At 65.5% G+C, this 14,334-nt stretch carries 15 protein-coding genes; 6 read left to right on the top strand and 9 right to left on the bottom strand.

The window, feature by feature from the left end:
- Window positions 1-19: 19 nt before the first annotated feature.
- From AB3G31_RS00635 to AB3G31_RS00625, 3 genes are all read left to right on the top strand, one after another.
- Window positions 20-1,426, top strand: coding sequence for an FAD-binding oxidoreductase (locus tag AB3G31_RS00635; protein WP_367848318.1), 1,407 nt, complete (start codon window positions 20-22; stop codon window positions 1,424-1,426).
- Window positions 1,427-1,579: 153 nt separating this feature from the next.
- A complete protein-coding gene (locus tag AB3G31_RS00630) occupies window positions 1,580-2,878 on the top strand; it encodes a hypothetical protein (protein ID WP_367848317.1) in 1,299 nt (432 codons plus the stop codon).
- A gap of 21 nt (window positions 2,879-2,899) precedes the next feature.
- Entirely contained in the window at window positions 2,900-3,073 is a 174-nt protein-coding gene (locus tag AB3G31_RS00625) for a hypothetical protein (protein ID WP_367848316.1), read from the top strand.
- Here the strand turns inward: AB3G31_RS00625 and AB3G31_RS00620 are convergent, their stop codons facing one another.
- From AB3G31_RS00620 to mnmG, 8 genes are all read right to left on the bottom strand, one after another.
- Window positions 3,074-3,973, bottom strand: a complete 900-nt coding sequence (locus AB3G31_RS00620; RefSeq protein ID WP_367848315.1) for a CsgG/HfaB family protein — start codon at window positions 3,971-3,973, stop codon at window positions 3,074-3,076.
- A 95-nt stretch (window positions 3,974-4,068) separates the two neighbouring features.
- Complete coding sequence (locus AB3G31_RS00615) at window positions 4,069-4,782, bottom strand: trans-aconitate 2-methyltransferase (protein WP_367848314.1); 714 nt, start codon at window positions 4,780-4,782, stop codon at window positions 4,069-4,071.
- 4 nt (window positions 4,783-4,786) lie between these two features.
- On the bottom strand, window positions 4,787-5,707 hold the full coding sequence (locus AB3G31_RS00610) for a ParB/RepB/Spo0J family partition protein (protein WP_367848313.1): 921 nt from the start codon (window positions 5,705-5,707) through the stop codon (window positions 4,787-4,789).
- A 13-nt stretch (window positions 5,708-5,720) separates the two neighbouring features.
- Window positions 5,721-6,239, bottom strand: a complete 519-nt coding sequence (locus AB3G31_RS00605; protein WP_367848312.1) for an RBBP9/YdeN family alpha/beta hydrolase — start codon at window positions 6,237-6,239, stop codon at window positions 5,721-5,723.
- A 79-nt stretch (window positions 6,240-6,318) separates the two neighbouring features.
- A complete protein-coding gene (locus AB3G31_RS00600; protein WP_367848311.1) occupies window positions 6,319-7,086 on the bottom strand; it encodes a ParA family protein in 768 nt (255 codons plus the stop codon).
- A gap of 14 nt (window positions 7,087-7,100) precedes the next feature.
- Window positions 7,101-7,715, bottom strand: coding sequence for a LysE family transporter (locus AB3G31_RS00595; protein WP_367848310.1), 615 nt, complete (start codon window positions 7,713-7,715; stop codon window positions 7,101-7,103).
- A 30-nt stretch (window positions 7,716-7,745) separates the two neighbouring features.
- Window positions 7,746-8,399: a 16S rRNA (guanine(527)-N(7))-methyltransferase RsmG gene (gene rsmG / locus AB3G31_RS00590; protein ID WP_367848309.1), complete on the bottom strand. Its 654-nt coding sequence runs from the start codon at window positions 8,397-8,399 to the stop codon at window positions 7,746-7,748.
- Complete coding sequence (mnmG, locus tag AB3G31_RS00585) at window positions 8,396-10,369, bottom strand: tRNA uridine-5-carboxymethylaminomethyl(34) synthesis enzyme MnmG (RefSeq protein ID WP_367848308.1); 1,974 nt, start codon at window positions 10,367-10,369, stop codon at window positions 8,396-8,398. The genes rsmG and mnmG overlap by 4 nt, the downstream gene beginning before the upstream one ends.
- Before the next feature lie 160 nt (window positions 10,370-10,529).
- Here mnmG and AB3G31_RS00580 point away from each other — a divergent pair, with 160 nt between their 5' ends.
- The 3 genes from AB3G31_RS00580 to AB3G31_RS00570 all read left to right on the top strand — a co-directional run bounded on the left by AB3G31_RS00580 (window position 10,530) and on the right by AB3G31_RS00570 (window position 13,141).
- Complete coding sequence (locus AB3G31_RS00580; RefSeq protein ID WP_367848307.1) at window positions 10,530-10,859, top strand: hypothetical protein; 330 nt, start codon at window positions 10,530-10,532, stop codon at window positions 10,857-10,859.
- A 140-nt stretch (window positions 10,860-10,999) separates the two neighbouring features.
- The gene (locus tag AB3G31_RS00575) at window positions 11,000-11,932 is read left to right on the top strand and encodes a DUF808 domain-containing protein (RefSeq protein WP_367848306.1); all 933 of its coding nucleotides are present in this window, start codon (window positions 11,000-11,002) and stop codon (window positions 11,930-11,932) included.
- 207 nt (window positions 11,933-12,139) lie between these two features.
- Window positions 12,140-13,141: a transporter gene (locus AB3G31_RS00570; RefSeq protein ID WP_367848305.1), complete on the top strand. Its 1,002-nt coding sequence runs from the start codon at window positions 12,140-12,142 to the stop codon at window positions 13,139-13,141.
- Between the two features lie 77 nt (window positions 13,142-13,218).
- Here the strand turns inward: AB3G31_RS00570 and AB3G31_RS00565 are convergent, their stop codons facing one another.
- Window positions 13,219-14,268 carry an NAD(P)-dependent alcohol dehydrogenase gene (locus AB3G31_RS00565; protein WP_367848304.1) on the bottom strand — a complete coding sequence of 350 codons (1,050 nt, stop codon included), beginning with the start codon at window positions 14,266-14,268 and terminating at the stop codon, window positions 13,219-13,221.
- Between the last annotated feature and the right edge of the window lie 66 nt (window positions 14,269-14,334).

Here is a 14,334-nt window from a genome sequence, read left to right as displayed (position 1 = left end):
TTTAACCGGAATACCCTTCATGCTCGCTCCAACCCTCGCCATCCGCCCCATCCCCGCCGTATTGGCGGATGCCCTGCAGTCCCGCTTCGGCGCGCAGTTCTCGGTCGCCATGGCGGTGCGCGAACACCATGGGCGCGACGAGTCGGCGTTCTCGGTGCCGCCGCCCGCCGCCGTGGTGTTTGCCGAAAGCACCGCCGACGTGGCCGATACGGTAAGGCTGGCCGCCGTCCACGCGGTGCCGGTGATCCCCTTCGGCGTGGGCTCGTCGCTGGAGGGGCATTTGCTGGCCGTGCAAGGCGGCATCAGCCTGGACGTGGGCCGCATGAACGCCATCCTCAGCATCGATGCCGACGACCTCACCGTCACCGTGCAGCCCGGCGTGACGCGCAAGCAGCTCAACGAGGCCATCAAACACACGGGCCTGTTCTTCCCCATCGACCCTGGCGCAGACGCCACCATCGGCGGCATGTGCGCCACCCGCGCCAGCGGCACCAACGCCGTGCGCTACGGCACCATGCGCGAAAACGTGCTGGCGCTGGAGGTGGTCACCGCCAGCGGCGAAACCATCCGCACCGGCACCCGCGCCAAAAAGTCCAGCGCGGGCTACGACCTGACGCGGCTGATGGTGGGCAGCGAGGGCACGCTGGGCGTGATCACCGAAATCACCCTCAAGATCTACCCCCTGCCCGAGGCCATCTCGGCGGCCATCTGCTCCTTCCCCAGCATCGAAGCCGCCGTGCGCACCACCATCCAGGTGATCCAGCTGGGCGTACCCATCGCCCGGGTGGAGCTGATCGACGCCAACACCGTGCGCATGGTCAACGCCTACGCCAAACTGGGCCTGCGCGAGGAACCCATGCTGTTGATGGAGTTCCACGGCTCGCCCACCGGTGTCAAAGAACAGGCCGAGCTGGTGCAAGAAATTGCCTCTGACCATGGCGGCCAGGCATTCGCGTGGGCCAGCACGCCCGAGGAGCGCACCCGCCTGTGGACCGCGCGGCACAACGCCTACTTTGCCGCCGTGCAGTCGCGCCCCGGCTGCAAAGCCATTTCCACCGACACCTGCGTGCCCATCTCGCGCCTGGCCGACTGCCTGCTGGACTCGGTGGCCGAGGCAGATGCGTCCGGCATCCCCTACTTTCTGGTCGGCCACGTGGGCGACGGCAACTTCCACTTTGGCTATTTGATCGACCCCGACAGCGCCGACGAGCGTACCCGCGCCGAGGCCCTCAACGACGCCCTGGTGGCCCGCGCCCTGCGCCTGGACGGCACCTGCAGCGGCGAACACGGCATCGGCCTGCACAAGATGGAGTTCCTGGTGGCCGAGGCCGGGGAAGGTGCCGTGGCCATGATGCGCGCCATCAAGCAGGCGCTGGACCCGCTAAACATCATGAACCCCGGCAAGATCTTCAAAATTCATGCATGAAATAGGCCGCTAGCGCTTATTTTATAAGCGTGACATGCTCCTATTTCAGGAGCAACTGACATCTTCGGTTTCGCGGCTATCCTCCATTTTGGGGATGTGCAACACCGTGTGACGGCCTACGCTTTGCAGGCATTTGCTTACAAGGAGATGGTCATGCGCAGCACGCTATTGCGGTGGTCGGCACTGGCCGCCAGTCTGGCGCTCGGGGGTTGCAGCACCCTGGGCACCATGGGTCCCAGCGCTTCCTTGAGCACCGAGGACCGGCTCACCGTCTACGGTGCCAACCCCCAGTTCAACAACGAGAAATTTGAAGTGGTGGACTTGTTCACCCTGCTCGACCCCGACGGCCTGCGCCTGCGCGGCCACCCCGAAGCGCAACAGGATCTGGAGCGCGCTTTTGTCGCCTTCTACGACCCGTACTACAACCTGGGCGGCAGCCTGGTGGAGCGCCGAACCCGGCTGCAAGACCGGCTGATTGCCGCCTCCAACCAGCGCTGCGAGGCCTACAAAATCTACCTGCGCCGGTTCGAGGCCTACCAGGACACCAGCTTCGGCCTAGCCACCACCGTGCTGGGCGGGGCCGCCGCCATCGTGGGCGGCCTGGGCGATGCCCGTATCCTGGGCGGTCTGGCCGGGATCGCCAGCGGCAGCCGCGCCGAGCTGCGCCAGGGGCTGTTTGGCAACCTGGCCAGCTTCATCATCGTGCCCGGCCTGGACCAGCGGCGCAAAGAGCTGCTGGCCGAAATCCAGGCCCGCCGTGCCGACCCCGGCTACACCGTGCAAGCCGCCATCAGCGACGTGGCCCGCTACCACGGGGCCTGCACGCTGGAGACCGGCATGGAGGAAGCGAAAAACGCCATCCAGACCGTCTCCAACCCCGGCATGGCCATGCTGCGGCAAACCCTGAACTCGGTGATGCAGGCCCGGCTGATGGCGCAGGCGGTGCAAAAGGTCGGCAGCGGTACACCGCTGAGCGAGGAAGACCTGCGCATCCCCTCGTTCACGGTAGACGGTGTCAGCCTCCAAAGCACCCCGCACACGGTGTCCTCGGGCAGCGCGCTGGCGGCCCCGGTGCCGCCGGTGGACAGTGCGGTTGCCGTCGCGCGCAACACCGCCCACCAGGCCCTGCAGCAGGTGCTGGCACTGAAAACCCGGGCCAGCGACATCCAGGCCGGGCTGGACAAAGAAAAAGCGGCCACCACGCCGGTGCCCGAGAAAGCCATTCTGGAGAGCGCCTCGGGGGCGCTGGCCACCACCCACACCGCGCTCGACGGCGTACTGGCCACCCTGACCAAAGCCGCCGACACCAGTCTGGCCACGGGCGCGGTGGCCGATGCCTGTTTGAACAGCGTGCAATTCCGGGTCAGCTCCGCCCTGCCCGCAAACCGGCCCGACGCACAAACCCAGCTCGACACCTACCGCATCGCGCTGGGTGCCAAACTCAGTGAATAGGGCCAGACCCAGGCCGTCACCATGGCGGGCTGGTCGCAGAAGATCGGCGTCGCCCTGGGCAAGCTGGAAGTGAAAGCCCTGCGCGACAGCGGTGACAAGAAGCCCGCAGCGCCCGCCGACCTGCCCAGCAAAGACAAGCCGCTGACGCAGTTCGCCGCGCTGGCGCCGACCGCGTTGCCCGCCTGCCCGGGTTGATCAATTCGCCGGAACGACCTTTTTGCGGATAGGCGGTTTGGCCGCCCCCGGTGCCGAGGTTTGCGACGGGGCCGCGCCGCCGTCGACCCCCAGCTTGCCGCCGCCGCCCAGGCCCTGGCCTTGCACGGTCTGGGCTTTGTAGTTGCGTACCGAGCGGACCATGTTGTTGTAGGCGTCCATGAAGGCCGCCGCAATCACCTTGCCCTGCGGGGTGCTGTTGTAGGCACCCGCCGCACCGCCGCCCGAGGCGCCAAACAAGGCACCCATGCCGCCCCAGTCGGTTTTAGAAGCGCTGCCTTCCGATGCCGCCACCTGCACGCTGGAGCGGTTGTCGATCATGGTCAGCATGACGCTGGCTTCGCGGGTGGCGGTCGACCCGGCCACTGCGCCCAGCACCCGCCCGGCATTGCCGAACAGCCCGCCGATGCTGGCAGCCGCACCGCCGGTGTTCTGGTTGAAGATGACTTCAGGCGACAGGCCGTAGTCGGACGACACCACCTGGCCCTTGCCGAAGTTGCTGCCCTGGCGCATCTCGCCCGAACCCATCAGCGCCCGTTCGCGGCTCATGGCGTTCATGCCTGCGGCGCTGCGCTCCACCACGATGAAGCAGTTGGACTGCTGGATCATCAGGCGCAGCAGGTTGGCGGTGGGCGGCAGGCGGTATTCGTTGCGCAAAATGGTGTACCAGCCGGCCTGCTCGTTCTCGATCAGCGACACCGTGCCCAGGGCGGAGGGGCATTTTTCCAGCTGCGTGTTTTCATTGGTGGCGGTGGCACCGCCCGCGCCGCCGGTGGCAACCGTCTTGGCTTCAGGCGCCCCCATTTTCATATCGGTGGTTTCACAACCCGCCAATAAAGCCAGGGAGCATGCGGCAACGAGTGAAATTTTGAGGATTGGCATGGTGGTTTCGAGAGTAAATATAGTTGTATTAATTTACAAAAATATACCGTAAAAAGCCACCCGAAAAGCGAAAAACGTAGTCCAAATGGAGGACGCTACATCCGGTACAACCACACCGCCCGCCCGTCCGGTGCCTGCAGCCGCCCGGTGGGCAGCACGCCCTCCACTTCAAATTCCAGACTCACCAGCCACGCGCCCGGTGCCATCTGCGCCCGGGCCTTGGCCAGGGCCCGGGCCATGCTTTCGGGGCGCTGGAACAGGTAGACCAGCGCGTAAGGGGCCCAGTCGGCACGCCAGATGTCGCCCTGGCGCACGCGCGCCCAGGGGCAGCGCAGGGCGCACACCGCCCGCAGCGGCCAGCTCCACTCCAGGCCGTGCAGGCGGGCCTGCGGGTAGGCCCGGCGCAGCGCCTGCAGGCCGTGGCCCAGGCCGCAGCCGGCATCCAGCACCAGCGCACCCTCGGCCAAAGGAATGGCCGCCGCCAGGCCTTGTAGTGCGCGGGTGGGCGTGGGGAATAGCGGGGCATCGCGCCAGGCGTTCAGCGGGTAGACCAGCAGCAGCAAGGCCAGCGGTAGCAGCCAGGCCCAGGCGGGCAGCGCCACCGTACCGGACAAGGCCAGCGACAGCGGAAAGCCCGCCGCGATCAACCCGCGCCGCCACCAGGTCGCCCCCAGCAGGCTGCAGGCTGCCCCGGCGCCCGTGGCCAGCAGCAGCGCAGCGATGCCGGGCAGGCCGAGCTGCAGCAGCGTGGTGAACAGCGCCCAGGCACCGCCCCAGGCAAGCAACGCGGGCAGGGGCCAGCGCAGCATGTAGTTAATGGGCCGCGCTGCGCGTGAGCTTTTCGACCAGGCCGTTCAACTCGTCCAGCGAGCCGAACTGCACGATTACTTCGCCCATTTCCTCAAACTTGCCGTGGCGTTTGACGCGCTTTTTGACGCGGATGTCCACGTCGGCCATGAGCAGGTCGGACAGCTCTTCTTCCACCCGCTTCAGGTCGCGCGACTTCTCTTTGGCGGCCTTGGGCGAGGGCGTGAGCGAGAACTCGGCGCTGAGCTTTTTGACCAGGCCCTCGGCCTCGCGCACCGACATTTTCTTGGCGGCGATCTGGCTGCCCGCGCTGATCTGGGTGGCCCGGTCGAGCGCCAGCAGGGCGCGGGCGTGGCCCATGTCCAGGTCGCCCGCCATCAGCATGGTCTGCACCGGATCGGCCAGGTTCAGCAGGCGCAGCAGGTTGCTGGCAGCGCTGCGCGAGCGGCCCACGGCCTGCGCGGCCTGCTCGTGCGTCAGGCCAAATTCTTTCACCAGGCGCTGCAGGCCTTGCGCTTCTTCCAGCGGGTTCAGGTCTTCGCGCTGGATGTTTTCGATCAGGGCCATGGCCGCTGCGGATTCGTCCGGCACGTCGCGCACCAGCACCGGCACGCGGTCCAGCCCTGCTATGCGGGCGGCGCGGAAACGGCGCTCGCCAGCGATGATTTCGTACTGGCCTGCGTTGTCCCCGGCGGCCAGCTGGCGCACCAGGATGGGCTGCATGATGCCCTGGGCCTTGATGCTCTCGGCCAGCTCGTACAGCGCGCCCTCGTCCATGCGGGTGCGCGGCTGGTACTGGCCGGGCACCAGGTCACTCAGCAGCAAGACCGTGGGCAAACCGGTTTCCAGCGGCGTGGGATCGACGACCTTGGGGCCGAGCAGGGCATCCAGGCCCATGCCGAGGCCTTTGCGTTTGGGGGTTGCCATAGTCTGCTACTTTCTATTTTTGACTCAGTAAAAGGGCCCTGCCCTGCGGCCAGTCGCCCAGGCCGGATTCGGAATTGATGTGGCCGCGCGGGCCAATGTTGTGCAGTGCCGCGCCCCAGTGCCGGGCGTACTGTTCGGCAGCGGCCAGGCTGCAATACGGGTCGTCGGTGGAGGCCACCAGAGCCGATGCAAACGGCAAGGCGTCCAGCACCGGCGTGGCCCAGCGGTGCAGCTGCGGCGGAAAATCCGCCTGCGCCACATCGGGCGGAGCGGCCAGCAAGGCCCCCTGCACCTTGCCGGTGCTGCGCGACACCGCCGCCCACGCCGCCACCAAATGGCAGCCCAGGCTGTGCGCGGCCAGCCACACAGGGCCATCCTGCTCTTGCACCACCTCTTCCAGGCGGGTGATCCAGTCGCCCCGCAGCGGCTGCATCCAGTCGTGCTGGGTCACGCGCAGGTCGCCAAACTGGGTTTCCCACAGGGTTTGCCAGTGGCCGGGGCCGGAATCTTGCCAGCCAGGAAGGAGGAGCACGCGAGGAGTTGTCATTGCTATTGAATTAGTAGCTGCTTACGCTGATGGAATGGGCGGTAGAGGCCTATTTCTTATAAATTCAGGCCTTGATTCGGTCCACCATTTCCTGGGCGAATTCGATGTAAGCCAGGCTGCCCTTGGCGTTGGGGTCAAACACCATGCCGGGCAGGCCGTAGCTGGGCGCTTCGGCCAGGCGCACGTTGCGCGGGATCACGGTGTTGAACACCTTGTCGGCAAAGTGGGCCTTGAGCTGCTCGCTCACCTGCTGCTGCAGGGTGATGCGGGGGTCGAACATCACGCGCAGCAGGCCGATGATTTGCAGGTCTTTGTTCAGGTTGGCGTGCACCTGCTTGATGGTGTTGACCAGGTCGGTCAGGCCCTCCAGCGCAAAGTACTCGCACTGCATGGGCACGATCACGCCATTGGCGGCGCACAGGCCGTTGAGCGTCAGCATCGACAAACTGGGTGGGCAATCGATCAGCACAAAGTCGTACTCGGCCGAGACCTTGGCGATGGCGGCCTGCAGGCGCTTTTCACGGCGCTCCATGGTCACCAGCTCCACCTCGGCACCGCTGAGTTCGCGGCTGGAGCCGAGCACGTCGTAGCCGCATTTGTCGGCCTGCACGCGGGCTTCGGCGATGCTGCTGGATTCGAGCAGCACGTCGTACACGGTGAGCTCCAGCGTGCGCTTGTCTACGCCCGAGCCCATGGTGGCGTTGCCCTGCGGGTCCAGGTCGATCATCAGCACGCGCTGCCCCACCTTGGCCAGACCGGCGGCCAGGTTCACGGTGGTGGTGGTTTTGCCAACGCCGCCCTTTTGGTTGGCAACACAGAATACTTGGGCCATGGAAACTTTCGAAATTACTTAGACAGCGCCAGCTTCACGCCAAAGCCAATGAGAAATACGCCCGCCAGCTTGTTCAGCGCGCGAGACACGACCGGGTTCGCACGCATGCGCTCGGCCAGAAAATGGGTCAGCAAGGTGGCGATGAGGCCGTAGACAAAGGTCAGCGCGGCGATGGTCAGCGCCATCACTGCAAAGGTCAGCAGGCCCTGGTGGTGGGCCGGGTCCACGAAGAGCGGGAAAAACGCCATGTAGAACACGATGGCCTTGGGGTTCAGCAGGGTGATGACCAGGGCCTGGCGCAGGAAGTGCGATGGCTTGATGTTCAAAATGGGCGCATCGCCCGCCTTGGCCAGCAGCATCTTGCCGCCCAGGTAGGCCAGGTAGGCGGCGCCCAACCACTGCACCGCCGCAAACGCCACCGGGTAGCTGGCCAGCAAGGCCGCCACACCGGCCACCGCCGTCCACATCAGCACCTGGTCGCCCAGGATCACCCCCAGCGTGGCGGCCAGGCCGCCGCGGATACCGCCCTTGCTGGTGGAGGTGATCAACGCCAAATTACCCGGGCCGGGGATCATCAAAAAAACGATGATGGCCGCGACGAACGCGCCGTAATTTGCGATGCCAAACATGGAATTCTCCTCGGGTATGAGGAGGCGAGTTTACGCGACGGTGTTTTTGGTGCGCATCCAGATAATGCAACGCTCTGCGTCCAGCCCCGGCACGCTGAGTTGTTCCACGTGAAACACCTCTACCGAGGCGGGCAAAGCGGCGATTTCTGCGTCGGGGTGCTTGGCTTTCATGGCCAGCCACACGCCCTGCCCGGCCAGCGCGCCGACCGACCAGGTGGTGAAATCCACCAGCGAGGCAAACGCCCGGGCGCTGACCACGTCGAACTTTTCGGTGAGGCTTTCCACCCGGGCATGTACGCCGCGCAGGTTGGGCAGCTTGAGCTCCAGCGCCGCCTGCTGCACAAACGCGGCCTTCTTACCCACGGTGTCCACGCAGCGCACCTGCAGCTGTGGGCAGCAGATGGCGAACACCACGCCGGGCAGGCCCGCGCCAGAGCCGACATCCAGCAGCTTGGCATCCTGCCGCCCATCCAGATGGCGCAGCAGCGGTGGCACGGCGGCCAGGCTATCGATCAGGTGGTGGGTCAACGCCTCGGCCGGGTCGCGCAGCGAGGTCAGGTTGTAGACCTTGTTCCACTTCAGGATCATGTCCAGGTAGCGCAGCAGGGTGTCGTGCTGCGCATCCGACAAAGCCAGGCCGAGCTGGGCGGTGCTGCGGGTCAGGATCTCCAGCCGATCGCTCATGCAGCGGTCTCCTCTACGGTGGGCCGGTCCTTCCAGCCCAGTTTCTTCAAATGCACCAGCAGCAGCGAGATGGCCGCCGGGGTCACGCCCGACATGCGCGAGGCCAAGCCCAGGGTTTCGGGCCGGTGTTTGTTCAAGGTGTGGCGCACCTCGTAGCTCAGGGCGCTGACCTGCAGGTAATCCAGGTCGGCGGGGATCTTCAGGTGTTCGTAGTAGGCGGCGCGGTCGATTTCGGACTTTTGCCGTTCGATGTAGCCCGAGTACTTGGCGTTGATGTCCACCTGCTCCAGCACGGCGGCCACAAAGTCGGCTTCGGCTGTTTCACGTGGAACACCAGGCGCGAACTCGGGCACGGCGAACTTGCCCCCGGCCAAAGACATCAAGCCGTCGTAGTGCACATCCGGGCGGCGCAGCAGTTCGGCCAGGCTGTATTCGTGCTCGATGGCCTTGCCCAGCACCCGCTCGGCCTCAGCCGCTGCCAGGTTCTTGGGGCTGATCCACAGGCTGCGCAGGCGCTCTGTCTCGACTGACACAGCATCGCGCTTGCGGTTGAACGACGCCCAACGCGCATCGTCCACCAGGCCCATGGTGCGGCCCATTTCGGTGAGGCGCATGTCGGCGTTGTCTTCACGCAGCTGCAGGCGGAACTCGGCGCGGCTGGTGAACATGCGGTAGGGCTCGGTCACGCCCTTGGTGATCAGGTCGTCTACCAGTACACCCAGGTAAGCCTGGTCGCGGCCCGGCAGCCAGGAGGCCTCACCGCGGCATTGCAGTGCGGCGTTGATCCCGGCGAACAGGCCCTGGGCTGCGGCCTCTTCGTAGCCGGTGGTGCCGTTGATCTGGCCCGCGAAAAACAGGCCGCCGATGGCCCGGGTCTCGAAGCTGGTTTTCAGGGCGCGGGGGTCGAAGTAGTCGTATTCGATGGCGTAGCCGGGGCGCAGGATGTGGGCGTTTTCCATGCCCTTCATGGAGCGCACCAGGTCGTACTGCACGTCAAACGGCAGGCTGGTGGAGATGCCGTTGGGGTAGATCTCGTGGGTGTTCAGGCCCTCGGGCTCCAGAAAGATCTGGTGGCTGTCTTTGTCGGCAAAGCGGTTTACCTTGTCTTCCACGCTGGGGCAGTAGCGCGGGCCTACGCCCTCGATCTTGCCGGTGAACATGGGGCTGCGGTCAAAGCCGGAACGGATGATCTCGTGCGTGCGCGCATTGGTGTGGGTGATCCAGCAGGGCATTTGCCGTGGGTGCATCGCCCGGTTGCCCATGAAACTGAACACCGGAATCTGCGCGCCCATGCCACCGGGCATGCCGTCGCCGGGCTGCTCTTCGAGTTGGCTGTAGTCGATGCTGCGGCCGTCGATGCGCGGCGGCGTGCCAGTTTTCAGGCGGGCCTGGGGCAGCTTGAGTTCTTTCAGCCGCGCACTCAGCGACACCGCCGGGGGGTCGCCCGCGCGGCCTGCGGCGTAGTTGTTCAGGCCGACGTGGATCTTGCCGTCCAGGAAGGTGCCCGCCGTCAGCACCACGGTGCGGCTGCGGAACTGCACACCCACCTGCGTCACGGCACCCACCACCCGGTCGCCCTCCACCATCAGGTCGTCCACGGCCTGCTGGAACAGCCACAGGTTGGGCTGGTTCTCCAGCATGCGGCGGATGGCGGCCTTGTACAGCACCCGGTCGGCCTGGGCGCGGGTGGCGCGCACGGCAGGGCCTTTGCTGGAGTTGAGGATGCGGAACTGGATGCCGCCCTCGTCCGTGGCCAGGGCCATGGCCCCGCCCAGCGCGTCCACCTCTTTGACCAGATGCCCCTTGCCGATACCGCCGATGGACGGGTTGCAGCTCATCTGGCCCAGGGTCTCGATGTTGTGCGTCAGCAGCAGGGTTTTGCAACCCATGCGCGCAGCGGCCAGCGCGGCCTCGGTGCCGGCATGGCCACCGCCAACCACGATCACATCAAATTCTTGGGGGTACAACATACGCGCGTCCTGTGTCAGTGCCAGCCCCCTGGCCATCCGGCCCCGCCACGGCGGCAAGACACAAACAGAGGGGGAATCCACCATTTTAATAAGCCCCCTCATTCCCTGCGATATGCTGGCTCTTATCATTCCTCTACCACCACCCGACAAGGAGACTCCTATGCCCTCTTCCACCGAAGCCATCATCCTGGCCCGCGTCAACCAGAAGATCCTGGCCGCGGGCGAAACCCTGCCCCGCGTCACCCTGCACGATGGCAGCCAGGTACAGACCGGCACGGTGGCCGCCATGCTGCACAACGTGGCGCTGTACAACGCCGCCAGCGCGGACGCCCGTGGCGAGATCGAACGCGAGTTGGAGCTGGCCATCCCCACCCTGGCCAAGATCGGCCTGTTTGCCCTGTTCAGCCCCGAAGAATGGTGCAGCGGCAGCAACCCGGGGCGGCAGTTTGTGGGCCGCAAGGCGCAAGAATACCTGGCAAGTCGCAAATAGCCCCTGATACTCCTGTTTTCATAGCTGCTTGCGCTGATTGGATCAGCGTGGGCGGCCTTTTTGGTAGGTGGTTTTAAGCCCGGCGACAATCACCGCACAGCGTCCGCACGGTGCGGCGCATCTGTTTGGAAAACTCCCCCATGGCCTCTAGCCTGCTTGCGCTGATTGACGACATTGCCTCCATCCTGGACGACGTGACCCTGCTGACCAAGGTGGCGGCCAAGAAGACCACAGGGGTGCTGGGCGACGACCTGGCGCTGAACGCGCAGCAGGTCAGCGGCGTCAAGGCCGAGCGCGAGCTGCCGGTGGTGTGGGCGGTGTGCAAAGGTTCATTCCGCAACAAGCTGATCCTGGTGCCCGCCGCACTTGCCATCAGCGCCGTGGCCCCCTGGGCGGTCACGCCGCTGCTGATGGTGGGCGGCGCCTACCTGTGCTTTGAAGGCTTCGAGAAGCTGGCCCACCCGTTTCTGCACAGCGCCGACGAAATGACCGCCGAGCACAGCGCGCTGGTGGCGGCGGTGGCCAACCCGGCCATCGACCTGGTCGCGCTGGAGCAGGAGAAGATTAAAGGCGCGGTGCGCACCGACTTCATCCTGTCGGCCGAGATCATCGCCATCACCCTCGGCACCGTGCAGGGCAGCGGCTTCAGCACCCAGCTCACAGTGCTCTCCACCATTGCGTTGGTGATGACGGTGGGCGTGTACGGCCTGGTGGCGGGCATCGTCAAGCTCGACGATGGTGGCCTGTACCTCACCCAGCAAGCCAGCGCCTGGCAGCGCAGCCTGGGCCGGGGCATTCTGGCGTTTGCGCCCTGGATGATGAAGACGCTGTCGGTGGTGGGCACCGCCGCCATGTTCCTGGTGGGCGGCGGCATTTTGACGCACGGCTGGCCTGCCCTGCACCACGGTATCGAGGCCGTCACGCAGTGGGCGACGGCGCTGCCCGGCGTGGGCGGCTTGCTGCAAGCCGTGGCGCCCACGCTGCTGGACGGCATTGCCGGTGTGGTGGCCGGGGCCGTGGTGCTGGCCGGCGTGACCCTGGTGCAGCGCCTGCGGGGGACAAGCGCGCACTGAGATTTGCTATGTAAAAAGTAGCTGCTTGTGCTGGCCGCATGGGCACAGGCAGCCTATTTCTTATGTGTGGTCTGCAACACGGTTGTCACGCCTTTGTCACGCAGCGGTAAGACACTGGGTGATTTACCCACGGCGGTTTTCCATGACTCCAACCCCCACCCCGGCACGCCCTGTTCCACGTGGAACATCGGCCCGGGCAGCCTAGCCGTGCAGATCACCTATGGTGCCGACAAAACCGGCCTGCTCTGCGGCTACCGGTTTGAAAACGGTGCGCCCGGCGTGCCGGTGGACCTGGCCGAAGCGGCGGCCTGGCTGCGCAGCGATGCGCCCAAGGGCCCGGCCGATTTTGTCTGGCTGCACTTCAACCTGAGTGACGCGGCGGCCGAGACCTGCATCCGCAAGCAGCTGGATGCCGTGCCCGAGTTCTTCGAGGCGCTGCACGCGGGCTCGCGCTCGACCCGCATCGAGGACGCGCACGACACGCTGATTGCGGTGGTCAACGACGTGGCGTTCGAGTTTGCCTTCGACCCCGCCGAAATCGCCAGCCTATGGCTCAACGTGGCCCCGCACATGGCGCTCAGTGCCCGCTCGCACCCGCTGCGCTCCATCGACCGCATGCGCGACGCGGTGAAGAACGGCAAGCCGCTGGCCAGTTCGGTGGCGTTTTTGAACCAGCTGCTGATGGAGCAAGGCGATGTGCTGGTGCGCATCGTGCGCGACACCACGCTGCAGGTGGACGCGATCGAAGACAAGTTTCTGGTGGGCCGCCTGCACCACCGGCGTGCCGATCTGGGCCAACTGCGCCGGGTGCTGGTGCGCTTGCAGCGCCTGTTGGCCCCCGAGCCGGGCGCCCTGTTCCGGCTGCTGCGCCTGCCACCGCCCTGGATCAGCGAGCACGACCTGGAAGCGCTGCGCCAGGCCACCGAAGAATTTTCGCTGACCATCCGCGACATGTCGGAGCTGAAAGAGCGCATCAAGCTGCTGCAGGAAGAAATTGCCGCCCAGGTGAGCGAGCAAACCAACCGCAGCGTCTTCACCCTGACCATGGTCACCGTGCTGGCCCTGCCGATCAACATCGTGGCCGGCCTGCTGGGCATGAACGTGGGTGGCATCCCGCTGTCCGACCACCCGCACGGGTTCATGGTGATTGCCGGGCTGATCGGCGTGTTTACCGCGTTTGCGGGCTGGTACTTGTACCGGCAAAAATAGGTATCAATTCAATAGCTGCCCACGCTTGATCTATCAGCATGGGCAGCTATTTTTCTACCTGAAAAACAGCCTAAAAACTATAGCGTAGCCATATCGATCACAAAGCGGTACTTCACATCGCTCTTCAGCATGCGGGTGTAGGCGGTTTCGATCTGGTCCATGGGGATGGTTTCGATGTCCGACACGATGCCATGCTCGGCGCAGAAGTCCAGCATCTCCTGGGTCTCTTTGATGCCGCCGATCAGCGAACCCGCCAGGCGGCGGCGCTTCATGATCAAACCGAACACATTGGGCGAGGGGTGCGGAGTTTCGGGCGCGCCGACCAGGGTCATGGTGCCGTCCAGCTTGAGCAGGCCCAGGAACACATCCAGGTTGTGCGCGGCAGCCACGGTGTTGAGGATGAAGTCAAAGCTGTTGGCGTGGGCGGCCATCTCGTCGGCGTTCTTGGACACCACCACCTCTTTGGCACCCAGGCGCAGCGCGTCTTCGCGCTTGCTCTCGGAGGTGGTGAACAGCACCACGTGCGCACCCATGGCAGCGGCGATCTTCACGCCCATGTGGCCCAGCCCGCCCAGGCCGACGATGCCGACCTTGTGGCCGGGGCCGACCTTCCACTGGCGCAGCGGCGAATAGGTGGTGATGCCCGCGCACAGCAGCGGGGCCACGGCAGCCAGGTCGTCCAGCCCGTGGCTGACGCGCAGCACAAAGGATTCGCGCACCACCATGTGGTTGGAGTAGCCGCCATAGGTGTTGGTGCCATTGGGGAACATCGGGCCGTTGTAGGTGCCGGTAAAGCCGTTGTCGCAGTACTGCTCCAGGCCATCGGCACAGGGTACGCAATGCTGGCAGCTGTCGACCATGCAGCCCACGCCGACCAGGTCACCGACCTTGAACTTGGACACCAGATCGCCCACGGCCGTGACGCGGCCCACGATCTCGTGGCCGGGCACCGAGGGGTAGATGGTGTTATGCCACTCGTTGCGCGCGGTGTGCAGGTCGGAATGGCAGACGCCGCAATACAGCACGTCCAGCGCCACGTCCTGCGCACCGGGCGCGCGGCGCTCGAAGCTGAAGGGGGCCAAGGGGGAAGTTGGGGAAGTGGCGGCGTAGCCGTGGGCAGTGGTCATGGGTGGTGCTCCGATAAAGGTAGAGGGCGGATGGTAAGCCCATCCCATGACCAACGTGTACCAGGG

The sequence above is a fragment of the Rhodoferax sp. WC2427 genome (assembly GCF_040822085.1).
Taxonomy (GTDB): Bacteria; Pseudomonadota; Gammaproteobacteria; order Burkholderiales; family Burkholderiaceae_C; genus Rhodoferax_B.
The sequence above is the reverse complement of the archived record's forward strand: the minus strand, read 5'-3'. Positions and strand labels throughout refer to the sequence as shown.

Bases quoted from the DNA above. Each gene is read 5' to 3' on its own strand.
- AB3G31_RS00635 (WP_367848318.1), top strand. From the start codon at position 20: ATGCTCGCTCCAACCCTCGCCATCCGCCCCATCCCCGCCGTATTGGCG.
- AB3G31_RS00630 (WP_367848317.1), top strand. From the start codon at position 1,580: ATGCGCAGCACGCTATTGCGGTGGTCGGCACTGGCCGCCAGTCTGGCG.
- AB3G31_RS00625 (WP_367848316.1), top strand. From the start codon at position 2,900: ATGGCGGGCTGGTCGCAGAAGATCGGCGTCGCCCTGGGCAAGCTGGAA.
- AB3G31_RS00620 (WP_367848315.1), bottom strand. From the start codon at position 3,973: ATGCCAATCCTCAAAATTTCACTCGTTGCCGCATGCTCCCTGGCTTTA.
- AB3G31_RS00615 (WP_367848314.1), bottom strand. From the start codon at position 4,782: ATGCTGCGCTGGCCCCTGCCCGCGTTGCTTGCCTGGGGCGGTGCCTGG.
- AB3G31_RS00610 (WP_367848313.1), bottom strand. From the start codon at position 5,707: ATGGCAACCCCCAAACGCAAAGGCCTCGGCATGGGCCTGGATGCCCTG.
- AB3G31_RS00600 (WP_367848311.1), bottom strand. From the start codon at position 7,086: ATGGCCCAAGTATTCTGTGTTGCCAACCAAAAGGGCGGCGTTGGCAAA.
- AB3G31_RS00595 (WP_367848310.1), bottom strand. From the start codon at position 7,715: ATGTTTGGCATCGCAAATTACGGCGCGTTCGTCGCGGCCATCATCGTT.
- rsmG (WP_367848309.1), bottom strand. From the start codon at position 8,399: ATGAGCGATCGGCTGGAGATCCTGACCCGCAGCACCGCCCAGCTCGGC.
- mnmG (WP_367848308.1), bottom strand. From the start codon at position 10,369: ATGTTGTACCCCCAAGAATTTGATGTGATCGTGGTTGGCGGTGGCCAT.
- AB3G31_RS00580 (WP_367848307.1), top strand. From the start codon at position 10,530: ATGCCCTCTTCCACCGAAGCCATCATCCTGGCCCGCGTCAACCAGAAG.
- AB3G31_RS00575 (WP_367848306.1), top strand. From the start codon at position 11,000: ATGGCCTCTAGCCTGCTTGCGCTGATTGACGACATTGCCTCCATCCTG.
- AB3G31_RS00565 (WP_367848304.1), bottom strand. From the start codon at position 14,268: ATGACCACTGCCCACGGCTACGCCGCCACTTCCCCAACTTCCCCCTTG.